The 22,731-nt window shown below is 40.1% G+C and carries 18 protein-coding genes; 2 read left to right on the forward strand and 16 right to left on the reverse strand.

What is annotated here, in order from left to right:
• Nucleotides 1–56: 56 nt before the first annotated feature.
• The 6 genes from G496_RS0103660 to G496_RS0103685 form a co-directional block, all read right to left on the reverse strand.
• Nucleotides 57–977 carry a hypothetical protein gene (locus G496_RS0103660; RefSeq protein WP_027178087.1) on the reverse strand — a complete coding sequence of 307 codons (921 nt, stop codon included), beginning with the start codon at nucleotides 975–977 and terminating at the stop codon, nucleotides 57–59.
• Nucleotides 978–1,002: 25 nt separating this feature from the next.
• On the reverse strand, nucleotides 1,003–2,028 hold the full coding sequence (locus tag G496_RS18730; RefSeq protein WP_051294810.1) for a hypothetical protein: 1,026 nt from the start codon (nucleotides 2,026–2,028) through the stop codon (nucleotides 1,003–1,005).
• A 67-nt stretch (nucleotides 2,029–2,095) separates the two neighbouring features.
• Nucleotides 2,096–3,007: a tRNA (adenosine(37)-N6)-dimethylallyltransferase MiaA gene (gene miaA, locus G496_RS0103670; protein WP_027178088.1), complete on the reverse strand. Its 912-nt coding sequence runs from the start codon at nucleotides 3,005–3,007 to the stop codon at nucleotides 2,096–2,098.
• Nucleotides 3,008–3,012: 5 nt separating this feature from the next.
• On the reverse strand, nucleotides 3,013–3,522 hold the full coding sequence (gene coaD / locus G496_RS0103675; protein WP_027178089.1) for a pantetheine-phosphate adenylyltransferase: 510 nt from the start codon (nucleotides 3,520–3,522) through the stop codon (nucleotides 3,013–3,015).
• Nucleotides 3,510–4,067 (reverse strand): 16S rRNA (guanine(966)-N(2))-methyltransferase RsmD, encoded by a 558-nt coding sequence (gene rsmD / locus G496_RS0103680; RefSeq protein ID WP_027178090.1) that lies wholly within the window; start codon nucleotides 4,065–4,067, stop codon nucleotides 3,510–3,512. The genes coaD and rsmD overlap by 13 nt, the downstream gene beginning before the upstream one ends.
• Nucleotides 4,068–5,675: an MBL fold metallo-hydrolase RNA specificity domain-containing protein gene (locus G496_RS0103685; protein WP_027178091.1), complete on the reverse strand. Its 1,608-nt coding sequence runs from the start codon at nucleotides 5,673–5,675 to the stop codon at nucleotides 4,068–4,070.
• Nucleotides 5,676–6,023: 348 nt separating this feature from the next.
• On the opposite strand from G496_RS0103685, the gene G496_RS0103690 reads away from it, so the two are divergent.
• Nucleotides 6,024–6,917: a DMT family transporter gene (locus G496_RS0103690; RefSeq protein WP_027178092.1), complete on the forward strand. Its 894-nt coding sequence runs from the start codon at nucleotides 6,024–6,026 to the stop codon at nucleotides 6,915–6,917.
• Nucleotides 6,918–7,368: 451 nt separating this feature from the next.
• Complete coding sequence (locus G496_RS0103695) at nucleotides 7,369–7,596, forward strand: hypothetical protein (RefSeq protein WP_027178093.1); 228 nt, start codon at nucleotides 7,369–7,371, stop codon at nucleotides 7,594–7,596.
• A gap of 83 nt (nucleotides 7,597–7,679) precedes the next feature.
• Here the strand turns inward: G496_RS0103695 and G496_RS0103700 are convergent, their stop codons facing one another.
• The 10 genes from G496_RS0103700 to xrtD all read right to left on the reverse strand — a co-directional run bounded on the left by G496_RS0103700 (nucleotide 7,680) and on the right by xrtD (nucleotide 22,658).
• On the reverse strand, nucleotides 7,680–8,933 hold the full coding sequence (locus tag G496_RS0103700; protein WP_027178094.1) for a hypothetical protein: 1,254 nt from the start codon (nucleotides 8,931–8,933) through the stop codon (nucleotides 7,680–7,682).
• Nucleotides 8,933–10,876 carry a DUF4962 domain-containing protein gene (locus G496_RS0103705; protein WP_027178095.1) on the reverse strand — a complete coding sequence of 648 codons (1,944 nt, stop codon included), beginning with the start codon at nucleotides 10,874–10,876 and terminating at the stop codon, nucleotides 8,933–8,935. Before G496_RS0103705 ends, G496_RS0103700 begins: the two co-directional genes overlap by 1 nt.
• Nucleotides 10,877–10,893: 17 nt before the next feature.
• Nucleotides 10,894–11,877 carry an ExeA family protein gene (locus G496_RS0103710; protein ID WP_027178096.1) on the reverse strand — a complete coding sequence of 328 codons (984 nt, stop codon included), beginning with the start codon at nucleotides 11,875–11,877 and terminating at the stop codon, nucleotides 10,894–10,896.
• Nucleotides 11,878–11,890: 13 nt separating this feature from the next.
• Nucleotides 11,891–12,775 (reverse strand): polysaccharide biosynthesis tyrosine autokinase, encoded by an 885-nt coding sequence (locus G496_RS0103715; RefSeq protein WP_027178097.1) that lies wholly within the window; start codon nucleotides 12,773–12,775, stop codon nucleotides 11,891–11,893.
• A 35-nt stretch (nucleotides 12,776–12,810) separates the two neighbouring features.
• Complete coding sequence (locus tag G496_RS0103720) at nucleotides 12,811–14,562, reverse strand: GumC family protein (protein WP_027178098.1); 1,752 nt, start codon at nucleotides 14,560–14,562, stop codon at nucleotides 12,811–12,813.
• 14 nt (nucleotides 14,563–14,576) lie between these two features.
• Nucleotides 14,577–16,190, reverse strand: coding sequence for a porin family protein (locus G496_RS0103725; protein ID WP_027178099.1), 1,614 nt, complete (start codon nucleotides 16,188–16,190; stop codon nucleotides 14,577–14,579).
• Between the two features lie 24 nt (nucleotides 16,191–16,214).
• The gene (locus tag G496_RS0103730; RefSeq protein ID WP_027178100.1) at nucleotides 16,215–16,790 is read right to left on the reverse strand and encodes a polysaccharide biosynthesis/export family protein; all 576 of its coding nucleotides are present in this window, start codon (nucleotides 16,788–16,790) and stop codon (nucleotides 16,215–16,217) included.
• Between the two features lie 36 nt (nucleotides 16,791–16,826).
• The gene (locus tag G496_RS0103735) at nucleotides 16,827–18,221 is read right to left on the reverse strand and encodes an undecaprenyl-phosphate glucose phosphotransferase (RefSeq protein WP_027178101.1); all 1,395 of its coding nucleotides are present in this window, start codon (nucleotides 18,219–18,221) and stop codon (nucleotides 16,827–16,829) included.
• Nucleotides 18,222–18,696: 475 nt separating this feature from the next.
• On the reverse strand, nucleotides 18,697–21,084 hold the full coding sequence (locus tag G496_RS0103740) for a tetratricopeptide repeat protein (protein WP_027178102.1): 2,388 nt from the start codon (nucleotides 21,082–21,084) through the stop codon (nucleotides 18,697–18,699).
• 65 nt (nucleotides 21,085–21,149) lie between these two features.
• Nucleotides 21,150–22,658: a VPLPA-CTERM-specific exosortase XrtD gene (xrtD, locus tag G496_RS0103745; RefSeq protein ID WP_027178103.1), complete on the reverse strand. Its 1,509-nt coding sequence runs from the start codon at nucleotides 22,656–22,658 to the stop codon at nucleotides 21,150–21,152.
• Nucleotides 22,659–22,731 lie beyond the last annotated feature (73 nt).

The raw sequence follows: 22,731 nt of genomic DNA on the forward strand, positions 1-22,731 counted from the left end.
CTCAGTTCCGGGCTTAACTTTTATGTCCTAAAAATTTTCTATTTCCAAAAAACGGCCTAATTTTCATTAATACCGTTTATTGTATACGACAGTCCTCTTTGTGGAAGATAATCACCTAAATAACTTTTCAAAAGCCATTTATCTGCAATCTCCATGGTCCAGAAAGCAGAGACAGCTGTGGGTTTCATATCTAAACCACCAAGTTCAACTTCCTGAACTGCGGCATCCCATCCTCTTAAAACCCTGCCGAACTCTCTAACTCCTTCCGGCGAAAACCATCCAGTAATTTCAAGAGTGGCCCGGGGATTCATATCTGCAGAAGACTGGATTGAGCTGAAATAATTTTCCCATAGTTTGCTCCAGACCTTATCAAGATCGAGACCGTAAGATTTCCAGCTTTGTCCACCGGAGACAGAAAGTGAACCGCTCCAGCTTTTCTTGCCAGCTTTATTGATACTCACGGCAATATCCGCCCCTTCAGCAACTTTTTGAACACCGAAAACAATCATAAGCCTGTTAAGCTCATCCAGATCATCAGTCTGCTGGTCAGTTATAGAAGTCTGTAAAGATGCTTCAACTTTCTTGGAATAAGTTGAAAAAACACCAATTTTCTTTAAATATCCGCGTAAAGCCTTGCGGTTGACATCAACATTTACTCCAACAGAAACACCGTTTTCTTCCTGAGATACACTTTCATCACGATAACCGCTTACAAATGTATCCTTTCTGTCGCCCAACCACTTTTTAAGAACTTCGGACCTTGCGGGATCAAGCTCGCCGGGAATCATACGCAAAGCTTCAGACATAATAGCCTGAGCAAAAGCCAGATCAACAGCTTCATTCCTGATTTCAACTACAGTCTTTTCTTCTTCAGCAGGCTGAAAAACCTGCACCTTTACAGCATAGGCAGGGGCAACCATTAAAAAAACTAAAGCAGCAGAAACCAATAATTTTGATAATATATTTAAATAATTCATTACTTACTCTGTTCCGGTTAACTGTTTATTCAGGCTTGTTTTCCTGCACAAGAGGCTCTTCGATAATATTTGAATCAACAGAAGGCTGAACTGATGAACCTGTTCCAGAATTATCTATACCTGTTTCTTTAACTTCGGCATCTGAGACATTATTATTCTCTTCCGCCGGAGCAGTAACAAGCACAGCCACCGCACAATTTGAGGTAATCAATTCATTTTTTAGAGCCTGCCTGACTTTAAGACTGTCCTCGCGGGAGAGAATAAATCCGGTTCCATCATTTACAGGATTTCTTATAAGTTTCACAGTGACCGGGTTACTCCCTACACGGGTAAAAACATCTGTAGAGCTTGAGTCTGTATAATATCCAACTAACCCTTTTGATAAGACGTTCGAACGGCTTACCAAAAAAGCTCCGTAAACGCCTATTCCGTCAGAGTCATAAATAACTGGCAGTAAAGCTGGCGTAACAGCTACTGAACGGGCATCAATAATAATTCCGCTATATACCGCTCCCAGAGCATCCACGTCCGGAGAAAATAATCCGTTTTCCAAAGTTGAATTATTAGCAAAATTTAAAGAAGGAGCTATTCCGGAAAGAAAAGGGACTGACGCTGGATAAAGGACTGACGAAAATTTTCCACGCAAAGAAAGGGAAGCCTTGACCTCAACTACACCTTCATCGTCAACTTGAGTCTCCAGCAGAGAATTTTGAACAAATCCTCTTAGCTCCACAGATAATTTATAATCATCTTCTAAATTACTTCTGACGTTTTTTCTACCGTCAATGGAAGTATTGAGGATTGCACTCAACAGATTTCTACGAGCCTGCACTCCAGCCTGCCGCACAGCTAAAGCTTTAGTTCTGTGCGGGTCAATAGAATCCTGCATGGGAACAATTGATGACGATCCTGAGGCAGTGCCACTACCCCAATCAATCTGCCCTTTTCCAGACTCATAAATAAATCCCCCTCCGGCAATAGCCATTGAGGAAAACATCATCAAAAGTATTAAGCTAGCTAAAACCGTTGAAGAAAATTTTCTGATTTTCATATAAAATATTTCCGTTAGCGACCTGTTTTACTTAACTAAATAATAAGAATCAGCCATTCTGTAAATTTCAGACAAGCCAATTTTCAACTAAGTCAGATACTTCGTTAAGAGATCCCGGTGAAAACCAGTTGATTTCAGAATCACGTTTAAACCAGGTAATCTGCCTTTTGGCATAGGCTCTTGTGTTTGCCATCCATAACTTTTTTGCTTCTTCAAGAGATAAATCTCCCCTGAAATATGAAAGGACTTCAGAACAACCAATACCAGTCCAACCCGGTGCATCAGGGTCAGGACACTTTTCCCATGCTTTGCGGACTTCTTCAATGGCTCCAGCTTCAATCATCATATCAATCCGTTTAGCAAGCAAAGGAGTAAGTTCATCAAGATCAACAGCTATCCCCACCTTTAAGCTGTCGTAAGGAGAAGGAGGCTGAACCCGATTATGCCACCATGAAAAAGTTTTTCCGGTAGCCTCAAAGACTTCCAAAGCCCTTGCATTACGCTGACGATTATTTGGATGCGTTTTGGCCGCATATTCAGGATCGATACTTTCAAGCTCTTTAAAAAGAGCCGGTGATCCTTCAGCTTCAAGACGTCTGCGTATATTCTCACGCACCTCTTCCGGTATATCAGGAATAGGTGCAAGCCCGGAAGTAAGGGCCTGAAGATAAAGTCCGGTACCCCCGACAAGAAGTGGAAGTTCCGGTTTAACTTCCTCAATTACACTCTTTGCCATATCGACAAAAGAAGCGGCTGAAACCGCTTCAGTTGTTTCAAGCATACCATATAAATGGTGCGGGCATACAGCTTTATCCCGTTCATCAGGTTGAGCTGTTATAATCGGAAAATCTCTATACACCTGTCTGGAATCAAAATTAACTACCTGCGCAGAAAATTTTTCAGCCAGACCTAGCGAGACCGCCGTTTTACCAGCCCCAGTCGGCCCCAGAATACATACAATTTTAGCTGCTGATGACATATAACTTAATCAAAAGTCCCTGCTGGAACCAGCCTTTCTACAACTTCATCAAATATCTGCCTTGGAACAAGTCCCCTGATATCACCGCCATTCACGGCAACATCTTTTACAATAGTAGAGCTTAAATACATCCACTTATAATCTGTCATTAAAAATACTGTCTGAATTTCCCTGTTGAGCCTTCTATTCATAAGAGCCATCTGAAATTCATATTCAAAATCTGAAACAGCTCTCAAGCCGCGGATTATCACTGAAGCTTCACTATGCTCAACATAGTGAACCAGAAGCCCGGAAAAAGCTTCAACCGTAACCCGTGGTTCATTAGCAAAAATACGGGTTGCCATGTCAACTCTTTCTTCAAGATTGAAGCATGTATTTTTGGAAGTACTTCCGGCAACACCGACAATAACCCTGTCAAAAGTCTGCAATCCACGCATTACAAGACTGTAATGACCTCTTGTAAAAGGATCAAAAGTTCCCGGGAAAACAGCAATTGTCGGATCTACTTTTTCCATAATAATATCCTTGTCTGGCCATACAGCCTGTCAGTTAACAATTCCAGCCTGCCTGCCACGCATTCAGGAGGTTCAACCTGAGCTTCCACTTCGGCAAGAATGAAACCTCCCTCAGCAACCCAGCCGTTATCCAGAATTCCTTCCAGAGCTTTCGGCAGCAGATCGTGTCCATAAGGAGGATCTACAAAAATAAGTCCGTAAGGTTCTTTGGGCGAAGATGATAACAGCTTGAAAAGATCTGTTTTAAGAACCTTCCAGTTTTTTCTATCCTCTCCCAGATCAACGAGGTTTTCTTTAATTAAAGCGGCAGGGCGGGCACTCTTTTCAACAAAAAGAGCAAAAGCAGCTCCACGGCTTAAAGTTTCAATGGCAAGACTGCCGCTGCCGGCAAACATATCAGCAACTCTCAATCCGTCCCATTCAAGCCCTCTCGACTCAAGCATAGAAAAAACAGCATGCCGGACTTTGGAAGTTGCCGGACGATATCCCGGACCACTGGCAGTTTTAATTACCCTGCCACCATATTTTCCGCTGACTAATCTCATTTACATTTCCGATATCAATTCAATTATCTGCCGATTGATGTCCAACAGCTTCTCACGAAGATCGGACTGGTTCACATAAGGCTGTGCTTTTATTTTATCAAGCCTCTGTCTGAATTCTATAAATAAATTTTCAGAATCTTTAATAAGAAATTCCCAGTCCACTTTAGGATGTGCAATGGCTTCATCAATAATAGGTAACATTTCCTTGCCGGGTTTGAGCATAAGCTCTTCCTTGTACTCAGGAATATGTACTTTAAATCCGAATTCCTTCTTTATGAGCTGGGCAAGGGTTTTCTGGCTTTTAGGCTCACCATGGGTCAGGATTATGTTCATTGAAGGGCTGTTAAAATTTTTAAGCCATTCAATAATTTCAGTCTGACCTGCGTGACCGGAGAAACCGTTAATGGTAAAGATTTTGGCATTGACTTTAACTTTTTCACCAAAAATAGTTATATCTTCAGCTCCATTTACAATTCTACGCCCCGGTGTTCCAACACCCTGATAGCCTACAAAAACAACACTGGCTCCAGGACGCCACAGATTATGTCTAAGATGATGTTTTATACGTCCGGCGTTAGCCATCCCGCTTGCGGATATAACTACGGCAGGACCTTTGGTATTATTTATAGCTTGGGAATCAGCTGTACTCAGGGTAAATTTCAAATTAGGCAGATCCAATGGATTTTTACCGGACTCCAGAATCTTCGTTGTGTCAGTATCATAAAATTCAGGGTGCTTACGAAAGATTTCAGTGGCCTTGATCGCCAGAGGACTGTCTAAGTAGACTGGCATATCATCCGGCAAAAGCCCCTGCTCATGAAGGCAATGGAGTGAATAAATTATCTGCTGAGAACGTTCGACTGCAAATGCAGGAATTACGACCTTCTCTTTATTTTCATAACTGTATCTGATGGCTTCAGCCAATTCATTCTGACTGTTCGATGAATCTTTATGATCCCTGTCACCATAAGTAGACTCAAGAACCAGATAATCAGCTTTCTCAATGATGCTCGGGTCGTTGACAATCAACTGATCTTTATGACCTAGGTCTCCTGAAAAGACCAGTTTGGTTGCATCACCATTTTCTCTTATACTTAATTCTATCACCGCCGAGCCTAAGATGTGACCAGCGTCATTGTATCTTACACTAACACCTTCAGCAGGAGAAAATTCTTCCTTGTACTTAACTGTAGTCATCAGTGGAGTTGCGGCCTCAGCATCCTCCTGAGTATACAGAGGCTTAAGAGGAATTTGCCCTTTACGCAGCCTTTTTCTGTTACCCCACTCAGCTTCCATTTCCTGAATATGTGCACTGTCCAGCAGCATTATCTCAAGGAGTTCACGGGTTGGATCGGTCATATATATAGGGCCGCTGAATCCAGCACTTACCATTGCCGGGATAAGCCCCGAATGATCAATATGAGCGTGAGTTATCAGAATAAAATCTATGCCCTTGGGATCATAATCCGCAACATTGCGATTTCTTTTTTCAATCTCTGCGTTACCCTGATGAAGGCCGCAGTCAACTGCAAATCTTGAGCTTGCTGTCTCAATTATATAGCATGAACCTGTGACCGTTTTGGTCGCACCCATAAACGTGATCTTCATTCGGCAAATCTCCCTGCTGGAAAGACATAATATCCATACGGATAATGAAAAATATCCATTATCAAAAAAAATAAAACTGCACAGTTACATGCACCATAAATGAATAACCCGCAACCGACTCAACTGAATGGATTTAAATTTATCACGCACGCCAATTAGTATACGCAGTAAATCAGCACTAGATTATAATTTTGACCTGCAATTTAAATACGATTGGTACCTCCGTAAAGATTTACAGACTTTGTTTAGGTTAACTTATTCAAAAAATGTAGACATTCTTTTTTATTTGCTGCCTAGCCAGCCCCATAGTACATTTTATCAATAAAAACATTTACCAACTACATCTACATGAAAAATCAAAACAAAGCTTACCTTTTTGGGATATCAGCAGTACTAATCTGGTCTACAGTAGCTTCAGCGTTTAAAATATCTTTAACTTATCTCAATCCGATTCAACTTTTGCTATATGCAAGTGCAGCCTCTTTGCTGGCATTATTTGCAATAATAATGTCTCAGGGAAAACTTAACCTTATCTTAAAAACAAATAAAAAAGATGTACTGATCTGCTCTCTACTAGGAGTACTCAATCCATTCATTTATTATATAATTCTCTTTAAGGCTTATGACCTTCTTCCTGCACAGGAAGCTCAATCATTAAATTATACATGGGCTATCACTCTATCCATACTTTCAATTCCACTATTAAAGCAGAAGATGTCTTTAAAGGAATTACTTGCTATAATGGTGTGCTATTTAGGAGTACTGGTAATTTCAACAAAAGGTGAAATTACAAAAATGGAATTTGCAAATACAACAGGAGTAGTATTTGCATTACTAAGCACACTGATATGGTCCTTATACTGGATTTACAACACAAAAAGCAAAGCTGACCCTATTGTAGGATTATTTATTAGCTTCTGTGCAGCTCTGCCACTGATATTTATAAGCACGTTAATCTGGTCTGAATTACCTCCGGTCAACTTAAAAGCTATTGCCGGGGCATGCTATGTAGGGCTTTTCGAAATGGGAATAACCTTTGTATTATGGCTCAATGCTCTTAAGCTCACAGAAAAAGCTTCCAGAGTGAGTAATCTTATCTTTTTATCTCCATTCATCTCACTTATACTGATACATTTTATAGTTGGCGAAAAAATACTCGTATCAACTATCATCGGCCTGATGCTGATTATTGCAGGTAATGTAATCCAGATTTTAGGGAAAAAATCTAAAAAAGCTTATTAAACATGAAAGGCCGGGTTGGAGGATCCCGGCCTTTCATGTTTAAGGAGTGATGATGAGGAATGAAGACTGTATGTAATCCGGACGGCCACCAGTTTTCTTGGGGGGTAGGGAGGCAGGTAACCGCCCGGTTGATTTACTATTAGCACCAAGCGTGCCAAAACAATATTTACTATTATTTCAATATATTAAACGAATGACCACATATTAGTAAAATCCAAATGCACATAAAGGCTGGCTTTTGTGCAGATAAGTGCAATATTATGTGCAGTCATTGTGCACAAAAAATAATTTTTAATGCACCCATTAATTAATAAATTGATTTCTTAACCTCACCTTCACAGTTTTTTCATAAACCGCTTGTATATGAATAATTATTGTGTTTATTTAGAAGATAAGGTTTTTCAGAAAAAATTAATAATACTTTTTCATCACTATAAAAAAGGAGCAATTTATGAATAAACCTTTAAAGGACGTTTTCCTTCATCAGGAAGTAATGGAACGCATGGAAGATGCATGTAAAAAACTAGATGTCAGCAAAAGTCTATTCTTGAATGTATTACTAAGAGAACTTTTTCAAAAAGCAGACCCGGAAGATCTTTTTTATAACAGAGTAAAGTTGAGCACACCGGAAGATAAAATAGAAATAGACTTTAATTCCAAAGAAAGAATAACCCAATAATTTTTACTTACGCCATAACAGACAATATCAATTAATTTTTTTAAAATAAAATCAACTGATTTTTTATTACCCAAGCCCGCAATCTAACGGGCTTTTTTTGGTTCAATTCTTTTATAATTTCCTGACAACTTCACCAGCCATACCGATCTCAAAAGATTGGAAACCAAATATACGCTAAGAATTGAATATACTGATAACAGTGGAACAAAATTTAAAAAAACAACTCCAGCCATCATCAGCAACATAATGATGGAAGACCAAAAATTCACTTTCAACATTAAAAAGCTCAGTTCACGGACCATCAATGAATTAGCATCAGCGATGACAGCCTGATCAATAACCGTAGCTATCAGCATAATATAAAAAATGAATACAGCCCCATCAGCATGAAGCCTTACCCCGTAAGGAGTTAACCCTATAGCCCACCATCCAATAGCAGAAAACAGAAATATCAAAGTGAGCAGAGCTGAAACCTGTTTACGGAATTTAGAAACATATCCAATAAAACTGATTGAATCACCGTTCTTAACCAGACGCGACATTTCCGGAAGATGAAATTGAGATAATGTTCTTGGAAAAAGCTGCACCACCCCCAAGACACTATTAATAAGCCCAATAATCCCGCCGTAGATTTCACCTGCTATTTGGACAACAAGAGGGGTTAAAAGCAGCATTCTTCCACCGCTTACAAAATTATTAAGCCCAAACTCCAAACCGTGACGCATAACACCGGGCTGAGCATTAAAAAAGTTCAGTTTATTCTTTTTCAACAACCATGTTGTGAGGCAGATTGCTGTTAAGGTGACTACTGCACAAGGAACGGCATAACTAAAATATGGAGCAAATGGATACTTCCTACCGAACCATAAAATAACTGCGATGCCTGTAAGAACCAATAATTCAGCAGCAAAAAGTATGTGATATCTTTTTAAGGCCAGCATAAACCTTCTAAACAGCATAAATAAAGACCAACTGACCAAGACAAAAGAAGACAAATCAGGATTGAAAATAAACCCCAGATATCCAAGAAAATAAATAATTATGCAGGATGGAATCAGGCTGAAAAAAGAAAATTTCGCAATAGTGAATAGAGTCTGCAATTTCGCCAATCCATCAGTCTGTGGGACTCTTATCATGATCATGCTGGACCACCCGACGGCGGTGAAATAGCCAATCATAAAAATGATTGAAAGATCATTGGCGAAACGCCCCAGAAATTGAAGCCCGAAAAAATGCTCCACAAGGAAATACAAAAATATTCGCTGGGCACCGGGTAAAGCAGTTGATCCTAGAAGACTCAAGGTCTTAAAACAAAAAAGTCCGCTGAGCTTGGACATCAGCGATTTTCCTGCTCGAAACTGACTTTCATAGTTTTAAAATCAATACCATACCGACCATACTTATCTTCAACAACTGCATAATCTTTATCAGCATCATAGGATTTCAAAATATTGCTATCCACACATCCTTCAGCAGACTCGGCGATTGCCGAAATAAACTGAGCTGCTCGTGAATGGGGAGCTTTCATGGAAAGCAGCATTCCGGATTTAGGAATTTTCCTGCCCATTGGTATGGTCAGCACAAGATAACGCTTGAAATCAATTTCTGTCCCAGCAGAACTTTTAGTATTCATAACTAGATCAGACGAAAAATCCAGACAAATAGAGTTAGCGTATTTTCTGGCCTTTCTGGTTAAATGCAGCAGCGACATAATATCAGTATCAGACTTAGTACGAGCAATATCCCGTACCACAACAACTCTTCCATCAATTACAACAAAAACCCTGTTCCACGACCGGACTCCTGCCAATGACGGATAAAGAGATGCAAAGTCAGCGCTTATAATTTGAAATCTTTTTTTAAGTACTACGGTTGGAGCATTAAGATAGATCTTATCATCTTTCAGCGGTTGAATCCTAAACCACTCTCCTCCCTCTCCTGACTGCCCCAAGTCTCCAAAAGTCAACACATTATGACTGGATGAAAGTTTGGCTTTCACATACCCATCGTCCTGTACAATAGGCTGTCTTCCCAGCCACAAACTATAACTGCCGGCATCAGGATGTATATGTGATCCGGCATATACTTTTTTAGACTGAGCCAGAAAACCCTGAGGAGGGCCAGCCTTATAGAAACACATCTTCGCGTCATCTTTCCATGAAGATCTTGTAATTAGAAAGCCCAGATTATCAAACCACTTGAAGAGCGGAAGATCTTCAGGAGAAACAGATTTTATAGAAGGATCATACCAAATTATATCCTGCCATAACGCAGGACGTCCGTTGCGCTCCTCTTCAATCTTAGCGGCAAGCCACTGAGCGCGGCCATCTCTAAAGATTGAGGCCAGACAGCGTAAGATAGCTCCCGGACCTTTATAATCAACTATGGCTGAATCAGCATAGTCCAGATTATATTTAAATCCCGGAAGGGATGAATAAAGTCTGTAGATTGAAGTGTTTCTAAAAAAATCTGACGACTCAATCTTATCCAGACCAAGAGCCGGAGATACTGCCATATAATAATTTAAAAGCCAGAGAGTTCCATAGCTCCAATAACTGACGCCTTCATGTGAAGCTCCGTCAGGTGAAAGAAGAGATAGCACATTGTCAAAATTTTCTTTAGCAGCGGCAAGCCATTTAGCAGCTTTTGGGGTTTCGCCGTATAAAGCTATTCCGGCAACAGCGAGGGCTGCGGTGTTGACATAATTATGATTTTGAAGAGGGCTTCTGGTCCACCAGATACCATTAGTACGGATGAGATCGTAAAAAATACCAGCATGCTTTAAAATAGATGCTCGGACTGATTTTTTGAGAGATAAAGGCAGCTTGTCATATAGCCAGTCATAGGTAACAGATAAAGCAAACAGGCTGTGTGCAGCACCGATATCATTATCTGAGGCCCAATTTGGGGCTTCCACAAAAAGTTCCAACAAATGCTCTATATTGCTCAGCACAGTCGGATCTTCTGTCATCAAATAATAAAAAGCCTGATTTACAAGTGAATCAGCAGGACGGCGCAGTGTATTGCTAGTATACCTGATAAGTGTTGATGGAGTTCTGCCCCCTATCAACCCTTTGGATCTTAATTTTATATTATTCAGCCAGCTGGAATATGGTTCACCTTTAATGACTTTTCTCAAGCTGGAGATTTTTTCAGCAGTAACGTAAAGTCTGGGTCTCGTCTTAAAAATTTTATAAGGTGAAGCTGCATGCGAACTTGTAACATTGCAGAGCATAAAAAGAACTGCCACGGCTAAAACAAAATGAGAAAACAACCGCATGGTCACCTCTTAAACTATCAGGATTTTTTCATACCCTTAACCGCTTTAATCAGCTGTACCAAAGTTCGTTTAACGATATCCATGGACTTTTCAAGACTGGCAATTCTTTTCTCAAGAGCTTCAATATATTCCTTTGAATTATCAGTATAATACGGGTCGTCTTCATCCCCGTGACCTTCAAGCAGTCCGCTCTCAATTCTTTCCTTTGAAAAAGCTTCCACAACATCTGCTGTAATAGGATTCACATCATCAGCAAAGCCGTAAACAAGTGAACCTTCACAAATTAAATTTATATTGCGCGGGATGCCTTTTGAATACTCATACACTGCTTTCAGTGCATCATCTGTAAAAATAGCCTGAGGATCTTCAGCCCCACCCTGCCGCAGTCTATAGAAGATGTAATCAATAACTTCCTGCTCACGCAATCGTGAAAGATGAGCACTTACAACTATTCGTTGAACAATCTGACTGTATTTAGCTTTACGCAGTCTGGCTCTGAAACCTGACTGTCCGACCATTAAGACCGATAAGAGATTTTCTTTGCCAGAATGAATATTTGAAATCATTCGAACCTGTTCAAGAGCCACATTACTCAAGCTCTGGGCCTCATCAAGAACAAGCAGAACCTTTTTCTCACCTTTTGAATAAATTTTAAGCAGATATTCCTGCAAGGCTTCAAGACAAGAAGATGGAGTCGGATTATCAGGAACTGTTCCTTCAAATTCTCTAAGGATCATCTCGATAATTCTGTCTCCGGCAACAGCGGTATTAAAAAGGACTCCTACAATCGTATCATCACTTAATTCTGAGATAAGCTTATATATGATAGAAGTTTTACCCGTCCCGGCATCTCCGGTAAGAAGAATAAGACTGTCCCCGCTCATCAACCCGTACTCAATATGAGTCAGTGCCTGCTGATGCCACGGGCTTAAATAGAAATAATCCGGATCAGGGATTATCTTGAACGGCTTTTCCTTCAGTCTGTAGAAATCAAGATACATGCAGTAATCCGCCTTAATCGTTTTCGAGATTCTCTTTGTTTGCCTTGTTGAGAACAAGACCAATAATATTCCTTCCTTCAAGAAGATTCAAAGCTTTCATAACATTTTCTCTTGAAGTTTTCCCCGCTTCAACCACAAAGATAATACCGTCAACGTAAGTCGAGAAGACCAGAGCATCAGGTGCATGCAACAGATCAGGGCAGTCAAAAATTACATATCTGTCAGGATACCGCTGCTTCATCTCAACAATAAGTTCCTGAAGTTTTGGAGAACCCAGAATTTCCGTAGATCCTCTTATAGGTTCTCCGGCAGGAAGAAAAGTCAGTTTATCCAATCCCGGTTTTATAAATAACTCATGCACCGGTACATTTTTCATCAGATGATCACTGAGCCCGCGAGTCATTTCCATTCCGAGATACTTATGCAGAGACGGATTACGCATGTCAGTGTCCACCAGCAAAGCAAACTGGTCAAGCTCACGGGCAATACTTATGGCAAGATTCAAAGCTGTAAGAGACTTACCTTCACCCTGTGCCGCACTCGTCACCATGATGACGTTATGATGGTTCTTCTTAGTGCGGTGAAAAATTTGAGTTCTCAAAAGGTTATATATATCAGTAAATTCAGGTGAACTGCTGGAAGTCAAAACCCTGTTTTCGGTAAGACATCTGACATCAAGATCAAGATCACAACTCTGACCGGGTCTGGAACATGAAATATTAGCAGATTTACCGGCTTCGCTTGTTGTATCTGAATCTTCAGCTGCAACAGTGGTTACAATTGCGTTATCATCTGATTTCTCTTTTAAAGTATCACCCTCATTAAATGAAAATGCATTCTGAGAGTTGATTTCCCTATTTTTTTTGGCCTTCTCTACAGCCTTGAGCAGTTTGCTCATCTTGAAACCCCGCTATGGACTTTAGGTACTAACTCCTAAAAATTTAATGAAATCTTGCGAATAAGTTTAACTGCAAGAACATCCAAAGGCATATATAAAAAGTGAATTGCAGCCAGAGCCAGAATGAAAATTGCTATACACCCAAGCGTAATCAATATTTTTTTTCTGGACTGCTTTTTAAGTTCTTTAGCTGTCACCCAGTATGGGACTGTGGTCAAAACAGGTAAACCTGTAATCTGAGCCAGATCATCTGGACGTCTTACAGAACGATCCATAAATTCAAGAAAAGTTCCAACGCCAACGCCAACTCCGACTGACAGGACAAAACCCACCAGAATTAAAGCCAGCCTATTAGGACGTACAGGTTTTTCAGGAACAATAGGCGGATCAACAAGTGTAAATCTTTCAGCAAGCTGGCTCTGTTCAAGACCTTTAGCTTCTCTGGCAGCCAGCAGTCTGGTGTTTGTTTCCTGATATTTTGCCTGCGCATTATCATAATCGCGCAAGAGTATCTTATACTGCTGTTCAACCTGAGGAGTGTTTACAACTCTAAGGCGATATTTATCATACTGGGCTTTGATTTCAGCATAAACTCTTTTAGCCTCTCCTATTTCAAGTTCAGTAGAAGCTATCTGAGTTTCGATTTGAATGTACCCCGGATTATCCGGGACTTCTCCGGATTCCTGAAGATAAGGCTCCTGCATGGAAGCATCTTCCAGTCTTGCAGTGAGAGCATCAATTTCCTTGCGCAGAGCAATGACATCAGGATGTTTGTCTGAATACTTTTCTTTTAAAGCGGCGAGATCCTGTTCCTTAAGATCAATTTCCCTCTTGATGTTATCGTAACTTTCAGAACTCTGAACCTCAGCACCTAAAGCTTTGATCTGCCGTTTAATAGCTATCACTTCAGGATACTTATCAGAATACTTTGACGATAAGCTGAGATATTCCCGCCTAAGCTTCTCAAGTTCTTCTTTTGAAGTGACAAATCTTTTGCCTTCATTGGAAATAACCCTCAGATGAGGATCAATACTGGCAAGCTGTCCCTGAAGATACACTTTTCTGTTCCTCAAAGTTGCCAGCTGCTCCCTAGAATTATCCATCTCACGCTGAAGGCGTTCCATAGAATTCATGTTATGAACAAGAAGCTCAGGAAGTTCGTTAACATGCTTTTTCTTAAATTCAGCAATCTTGCGCTCAAGCTCAAGCACCTCGGACCGCAGCTCTGAAAGTTGTAGCTCAAGAAAATTAAAAGTGCTTTTAGCCTTCTGTTCACGCTCTTTCAAATTTTCTTTAAGGTAAAGAGAAGTGAGCACGTTGGCGACCTGTGCAACCTTCTGCGGTGTACGACCCTCATATGAGAGGACAAAAGCAATAGTTGCACTTCCGGGACGTCCTGAATACTGGTTGGTGACATCAGCGGTAATCGGTTCCATGATAATATCGTCACGCATCTTGGAAATAATTTCTTCCGTTGTGTACTTACCCACAAGCTCAGGATAAAGATCAAATTCTTTAATAATATTTAAAAGATTTCCATGACTTAAAACAACCTGAGTAATGGATTGCAATCTTTCTTCAACAAAACCAGTAACTGTGGTCTGCACCAGCTCCTGCGGAATCTCCTGATCCTCAATCAAAATAGTTGAAGAAGATTTATAAACAGGAGGAAGCAGGAAAGCCACAGCCCCTATAATAATAAAAAGTATAGCTCCCGGAAGGATAAACTGAAGTTTGCGCCTTCTTAATACATCGAAATAATAAGCTATATCCGAACTCTGTTGCATCTTATGCCATCCCTCTATCTAAGTTCAGTCGGAAAGGCATAAGAAATACCTATCCATGACTTAAAACGCTGACTAGTTTTTTCTGTTATTCTATTATAGTTGTCTGTAAAATTAAGCCCTAAGAATAGTCTCCAGTCTTTATCCATGTCCCAATTGGTGACGGACTGAAAAAAAGTTCCTCTGGATTTATGATCCTCGGTTGCTCCAATTCCCTCGCCTTCAAGCAACCAGTAGCTCGCTACAAAGCTTTGAACCACATCTTCAGTAAACTTGTAGCGGAAATAAATTTCTGCTTTATCCATAATCTCATTTTCACCATATCTTCCCGGGCGCACCAGCCTTTCAATGGAAGATCTAGCATTATACATGGGCCGATTGTATTCAAGCTCAGCTCGGAACTGGTACATAAAATCAGTACCATCATCTCTATCATTCTCGCTGGAATAATTTGAAAAAGTTATTCCGGGACCACCTTTTAAAGAAAATTTCCAGGATTCGGTGAAAGCATGCTCAACACCGAAAATAGCCTGATTTGAATACTGATCTCCATTAAGATCGTCCATTTCTCTGGTGTAATGGGTCAAAACATTCAACTGCCCAAGGAAAAATGAGGTTCTTTCATCTTTCAGGGCATGAGCCCATACGGTACTTAGTGAATGGTTTATATAGTCAGAATCAGAGGCCCGTTCATAGTCAGTTTTATCTATGCTGTAAACAAAGCGCACCTTATCTCTAGGCGTAATGACCCAGTTTAATTCAGGTGTAGCTACAGTTGAAAGTATTATGGACGGATCGAGATGAACAGCTCCGACTTCGGCAGTATTCTGGTCAAGGTTATGGCGTCTCCTATGTTCAACAGTCAGAGCACCATCCAGCACGGGGTTGAATCTGTACTCACCTGAAACAGCCAGATTGTAATCATACCTGTCGAGTCCACTGTGTTCCATAAAATCACGATAAATAAAGTCACCCCTGAAATGAATCTTTGAGTCTTCATTTTTAGCATCAAAAGTAAGTGCCGGTTTATAAGTGGTAACCAAATCACTTATATCCCTATAGTCAACGTTGCTGTCATAGGTTTCAACAATAGACAACGATGGTTTGAACCTTACCCGCTTTCCTGAAAGGCCGAGCATCCTCTTAGGAGTGGTAAAAAAGCCTCCATCTTCAGAAACACTTTCTTTACGAATATTTTCTTTGTCCCCAGGAAAAATGGAGACTCCACCGGAACTTGTTACAAATTCAGCAGGCTCATTATGAGCAGTCGAACTCTTTACATCGGGGGATTTATGATCTTCAGGTGTTTTATCTTCATAAACAGGCTCGGCTGCTTTTTTCTCCATAACCTGTGCAACCTGATGAGATGGCCTAGGTTCAACAAAAGCTTTATAGCTTGGCCCGTTGGATTCTTCTGAAACTATTTTATCAGCACTGAGCACAACATCCACAACATCTCTGCGCACGCTCTGCCCAACAGAGTATTTCGGTATGGATTTAAAATATACCGGATGAACAACAGGCATTGCAACACTGTACGTAGGGCGTGACTTACCGGCAATAACAGAGCACACAGGTATCAGCATCAGGCTGAATACTGTTATCAAAAATATTTTATATATGCCGGTCATGACTAAAATAAATTCCAATTCTGCTTAAGGGACAATTATAGTATCGCCTGGCTCAAGGTAGATGTTTGATTTAAGATTTTCACCATCGGCTATTTCGTCATAATCAAAATGAATGGCTTCCTGCCCTCCATTAGAAAGATGTCTGACCACAATAATGCTGCCCGATTCAGCAAACGGGGATAAACCTCCGGACATTGATAACGCTTGGACAACTGTCATTTTCTGGCCCAGTATAAAAACACCGGGGTTCTTTACTTTACCCATGACAAAAACTTTGGGGCTGATAACCTTGCTCAAGATGACTGTTACGGCAGCGTCAGGAACGTACTCAGAAATTCTTTTCTTAATTTCTTTTCTAACCTGAGCAACAGTCAGACCACCGGCTTTAAGGTCTCCCACAAGCGGAAAAGAAATATTACCATCAGGGCCGACCACGACCTCGCGAATCAGATCTTTGTCACCCCACACGGAAATCTCAATTACATCCTCAGGCCCTAACTTATATTCTGCAGCACTTCCGGTATCAGCACCGGCAATAGCCGGACTCAGAGCCAACAAAGATATAAATGTGCAGCAAACAAAAAATCTTAAAATTTTCATAACCTTACCCCTTTTCAGCGACAATATTTCCGACAATTACTTCTGACGCCACGCCCGTCTGAAAACTGTCTTGAAAATAATTTCAAAATCAAGAATCAAAGACCAATTACGCAGATAACTGATATCGAATTCAATTCGGTTTTCCATATCCTCTTCAGTCTGAACTTCACCCTTGTAACCACTGACCTGTGCCAGTCCGGTTATACCGGGCTTGGATATATGTCTGAGCATGTATCCCGGTATCCGTTTACGATATTCTTCATTCATTTTAACAGCATGTGGCCTTGGACCAACAATCGACATTCTACCTTGAAGAACATTTATAAACTGTGGAAGCTCATCCAGACTGTTTCTACGTAAAAAAGCTCCAAACTTTGTAACACGCGGGTCATCACGGGTTACCGGAACAAAATTATACCCGTCTTCCATAACTTTCATCGTTCTGAACTTGTATATTTTAAAAGGCTCTCCACCCAGACCGTATCTCCATTGCTGAAATAAAACCGGTCCCTTGGATGTCAATTTAATTCCGGCTGCAACAAAGAGCATAACCGGAGAAACCATTATAAGTATCAGCGACGATAAAATGACGTCTTCCAATCTTTTGACAATACCACTCACACCCTCAAAAGGTGACGACCGCATAATTATAGCGGTTCTTCCAGCTACATTGGCAACGTCACCACCCAACAGATGAGCAAAAATAGACATATCGGGAAAATAGTAAACCTGAGCTGCAGAATCTTCCATATCCGCCAGTATCAATTGAATTTTTTCTTCTTCACGCATGGGCATTGTCACAAAGACAACGTCTATGTTGTTTTCCCTTACATAATCTCCAAGGTCATCAACATGCCCGAGACACGAATCAACAGTTTCATCACTGGCACTTCCGCTTTCAAAAAAACCGGCAAATTTCATCCCCGACCATGGGTTTTCAGATATCCAGTTAGCAATATTAATACCAGTTTTACCTGTACCAGCTATAACAACCCTGCGAAAAGCCTCTGAATCAATCACCGCCGGTAAGACAATTTTTTTGACCAGAATACGCTCAAGACACATTACAGCAGGCCAGACCATCACCCATAGAAGTATTACACGGCGTGAGTAAACCTGCGAAACTTTAAACAGATAACCGGTAACAAGCATACATGTAAAAGCGATCAGAACACCAAAAACGATACGGTTACATTCAGTTACTGTTTCTGATCTTGCCCAATTTCTATAAACCCCGGCAACTTTCAGTCCGAATAAAGAAAAAATTGTTGCAACTATTATCAAAAGAGCTATTTGGGGGCTTTTGCTATCAATAGAATCAGGCCAGAAAAAACTATATAGACCAATCAAAAGACCGATACCAAGACAAATATCGAAGATACGATGTATATAAGTTAACAAAAAACCTGGCGATTTTGAAAATACACTCATAATATTACACTGTCCCCGTCAGCATTATATTTTCAAGACAACTTTTGCTAATTCCTTAACTCAAAACAGGGAAATCAAATTATGCAGATTAACTCTTTAAATTAAAGGCAGCAAACGAACTAAATGACTCTATATTCGGCTTGGACAAAGTCTATTATTTTTTAGACATTTTCTAAATTCAATTCCCCGAAAAGAATCGGTACTTTTCAAGTTGCTGACAAGTTTTTATTATATCATTTATCATTCGACTTTATAAGTAGTTAACAAGTAAAAATTTACTGGTTTTAATCCAAACAAGTAAAAAAACTGTTCCACTTACCCCTCTTGCGCCGTAAGAATATAAAATACAATTCTACAGCCCTTTCACAGTATTACGTAAAAAATAAAGGCAGCCGAGTAACAAGTAATTTCGTTACTCAGCTGCCTTATAAAGTCTTTTTTAAATCAAATAATAGTTTAACTTTCTAATGTGGAATTATTTGTCTCCATTAGAAATACTGTTGTATAAGTTTTGAGCAGCTTTCTTTTCAGGGAACTCAATATTCTTTTCAAGCAGCGATTTCAAGGTACTTTCAACCTGCTTATCTTTACCTTCTCTCAAATAAACTAGAGCCTTATGATACAAGGCTGATCCAAAATCAGAAGCAACCTGCAAGGCGGAGTTCAGCACATGCAACGCCTGCTTGTTATCTCCTTTAAGATAAAGAACATAACCCAGCGTATCTAAAGCTTCCGGGGTCTGTGATCTTGCTGCGATTCTGGCGAATTTTAAAGCTTCATCCATACTGGAGCTGTTTTCTGAATAATGGGTTGCCAGCAGATAAGCCAAATTATTTGCAGCAGGTTCAAAGTTAGGCTTGCGCTCAAGCAATTTTGAATATGCTTCACGAGCTGAATCATAATCAGCGGCCTGTTCATATAAAAGGCCAAGAATAAAACGCGGAGCCGGATTATCAGGAGTTTTAGCGACACTCTCACTGAATTTTTTAATTCCGCCATCAATATTTTTTGATTTCACATAGATATCACCTATGCGCATATAAGGAACCATCCATTCAGGAGATAAGCTGATAGCTTTTGAAAAAGCTGATTCAGCTTCATCAAGATCATCCCTTCTGAAATGGATATTACCCACTAATTCATAGAGTCTCGCATTATCGGGATATTTCTGGAGTAAGGAATCGCAGAACTTTAAAGCTGCTGTATACATATTGCGATCAAGCAGTACTCTAACCTTACCCTGAATAGCCATTAATGAATCAGGAGCTATCTTAAGGGATTTATTGTAGAATTTATCAGCACTAGCATAATCTTTTTCCTGCTCATAAAAGGAAGCAAGTTTCAGATATCCCAGAGGAGATTTTGGGAATTTCTTTATCATTTCTGCATAGGCATGCTGAGCAAGATTCAAATCCTTTTTTAACAGGTAAATGTCGCCTATAGCAGAAAAAACATTTATATCATCAGGACGTTTTTCTTTTATCCTCTTTAATTCTAAAATAGCCTGATGCCAGTCTTTACTTTCAAGATAAGCGTTAACAAGAGATTCACGGGCCGGAGCATATCCGGGATCAATGGAAATAGCCTTTTTAAGATTTTCAATCCCGATAGCGAGATCGTCATTTGCAATGTGTGCTTTAGCTAGAAGAACATATGCCGGTGCGCTCTCAGGGTTATCTCTGACAACCTGCCTGAATTCCGCAACTGCCGGCTGACCACTGCCTTCAAGCAGATAAATCTGTCCCAAAAGATAATGGGCTTCAGAATCCTTGGAATTAAGTTCAATAACTTTGTTAAGGACAGCAACGGCCTTGTCCGGCATATTTATGTCGAGATAGATTGTTGACAGTTTTTTCCTGAAAACAACAGAATTTGAGCCTTCCTGATCGAGATCAACTCCAGCATTTAAGATATCAATCGCTTTATCAAACATACCTCTGGACATATAGAAGTCGGCCAGAGCTGATCTGAGTTTTAATGAATTTTCATCAATCTGAAGACCTTCTTTTAAAAGATCCTCAGCCTCTTTCATTTTTTTATCTGACACAAGCAGTCTTGAATAAAAAATGCGATATTCTTCATTTTCTTTATTCTGCTCAAGCAGGCTTTTCATAAGTTTTTCTGACCGGTCAAACATATTATTTGAGGCAAAAAACTTGCTGGCAAATAATATATAGCGCGGGGTCTTGCTATCCAGTTCAAGAAGTCTGTCAACATATTTTACGGATTCATCTTTCTGATTATTCTCCGCAAAAAGTGTAGCCAACCTCATCAAAAGCACTTTACTTGAAGGAATAGCTTCAACACCTTCAATTAAAGCCTTTTCAGCAGTAGGAACATCACCCTTCAAAGAATAAAGCCGACTCAAAGCAAGATAAATATCGGCATTACCTGGATCATCATTTTTAGCTGAATCCAAAATATGCAAAGCTTCAGCGTAATTTTTTCTCTGAATCATGACAGAGGCCAAAACAAGGCGTCCGGAAATATTCTTTGAATCAGAAGCAAGAACAAGCCGGGCTTTTTCCTCTGCTTTATCAAATTCATGAGCTAAAAGATAAAGCCTGCCCATTTCGATCTGGGCTTCAATGAGCGCAGGATTGGAATCCGTAGCATATTTAAAATTGATGAAGGCATTCTGGAAATTACCTTCCTTTAAAAACAATTTTCCCATCAAAAGACGGCATTCTGCACACTCCGGATCTAATGCCAAGGCATTTTTCAATTCAAGCCTTGATTCCACCGTCTTGTTTTGTTTGTAATATCCAAGAGCTTTATTATAAAAATCTTCGCGCCGTTTCTCACAGCCGGTTGCAATAAGGATGCTGGCTACAGCACAAAAAAGCATTATTTTTTTAAACATTTAAGAACCCCTAAAAACTGAACTTATAATTTTTTAATAACAAAACAGGCCCGAATTTAATCATATCAGTCAGGAATATACGGATGCAGTCTCACTGAAAAATTTTTGATAAATCTATCAAGAATTTTCTGTGCATCGCTAACTTTTTCATTCTTACCAAGTAACATTTCCACCCTGACCAGACCTCCATCGGTCCTATTTTCATTAATCGAATCCAAAGCAAGATAACCTTTATTCATATATTCGTTAGTGATTATTCTGCCACGCTGTTGAAACCAGTATAAAGCCAGAAGTCTATAGCCGGATTTTTCCAGAAGCATCCGACGGACTTTAAAATTCCTTCCTGATTCAGGATCAGGTGGAAGGTCCTCAGATACAGATAATGCCCAGCCCCCACCGCCAAGGAGACAGCTTACAGGATTGTGGGCAGCCCTCTGTGGTTCCTGATAATTATACCATGATACAAGAACAAGGATATCCCGCCCGGTGCGCTCATCGGCAAAAACACCCGAGAAATAGTCATCAGCACCGAGTGATTCAATAATTTCTTTACTGAAAAATTCTCTTTTTCCTTTAAAATCATTAAAATGAAGGGGAAAAGAATCAAAAGACAATCTGCTCGGTACAATTCTGTTTCCCATGTAATGACTGTGAAGAAAAAATACACCGATAAGCAGAATGGCCACGGCCCAGATATGCAAAGGAACCTTTCTGATATTTCCTGAAAAAAACTTCCTGCGGCTTTTGTCTGAGACAGCCTGAGAAGACGAAAACAGGTTTAACAGCAAACTTAGACAGACCAGAATTATTATTGAAACAAGGTAAACAACAATACCTGAGGCTTCATGGAAAAAGTTAGTAGCGGTCTCAATAGAAACACTTCTTGCAAGAAAACCTACCAAAGCAATCCTAAGAGCGTTCGTTGCTATAGCCGTAGGAATAGTAGCGATTAGAACTATTATGCGCTGCCAGACTTTTGAATTGAACCAGTACCCCATGAGCAAGCCGAGAAGTATTGTCGGAAAAACATACCTCAGCCCACTGCATGCATCTACAACCTGCAGTTGTATAATACCCAGATCAATAACATTGCCCTCTCTGAAAACAGGGACATCAAAGAACTGCATGATTCTGACTGAAAGGTCCGAAGAAATCAGTCTTAGTTTGAAAGTCAGCAGGCGGTTTATGAACGGCGGCGGCGGAATTGCAAAAGCTAAAATAACAAATGGATAAAACATAGCCATTAAAGATTTCCAGCCCAGTATCAATAAAAACACTGCAACCAGCGACAGCCACATGGAAAGAAAAACAACAGCATCAACTGCCGCAGATTTTCCCAGAAAATATAATCCTATTGAAATAAATATAAAAATATAACCTGATTTAACTGCAGGATCTCTTGCAAAAAAGGCCTGTTCTCTTTTCTGCCACGCCACATATAAAGCAAGAGGAACAACCAGCCAGCAATATGAGTAGTCCCCACTCTCCCAGCGTCTTATAAGCGGAGAAAATGAATCAGAATAAACCAGTATCCAGGAAGCACAAAAAACTATGAAAGCTATAACAGAGCCCACAATCCGTCCTGTAAAGTTAGGTATGACCAAAAAAGGAGCAGAAATACAACTCAACCCCGGCCGTCAACGCATT

The organism is Maridesulfovibrio bastinii DSM 16055, assembly GCF_000429985.1.
Classification (GTDB): domain Bacteria; phylum Desulfobacterota; class Desulfovibrionia; order Desulfovibrionales; family Desulfovibrionaceae; genus Maridesulfovibrio; species Maridesulfovibrio bastinii.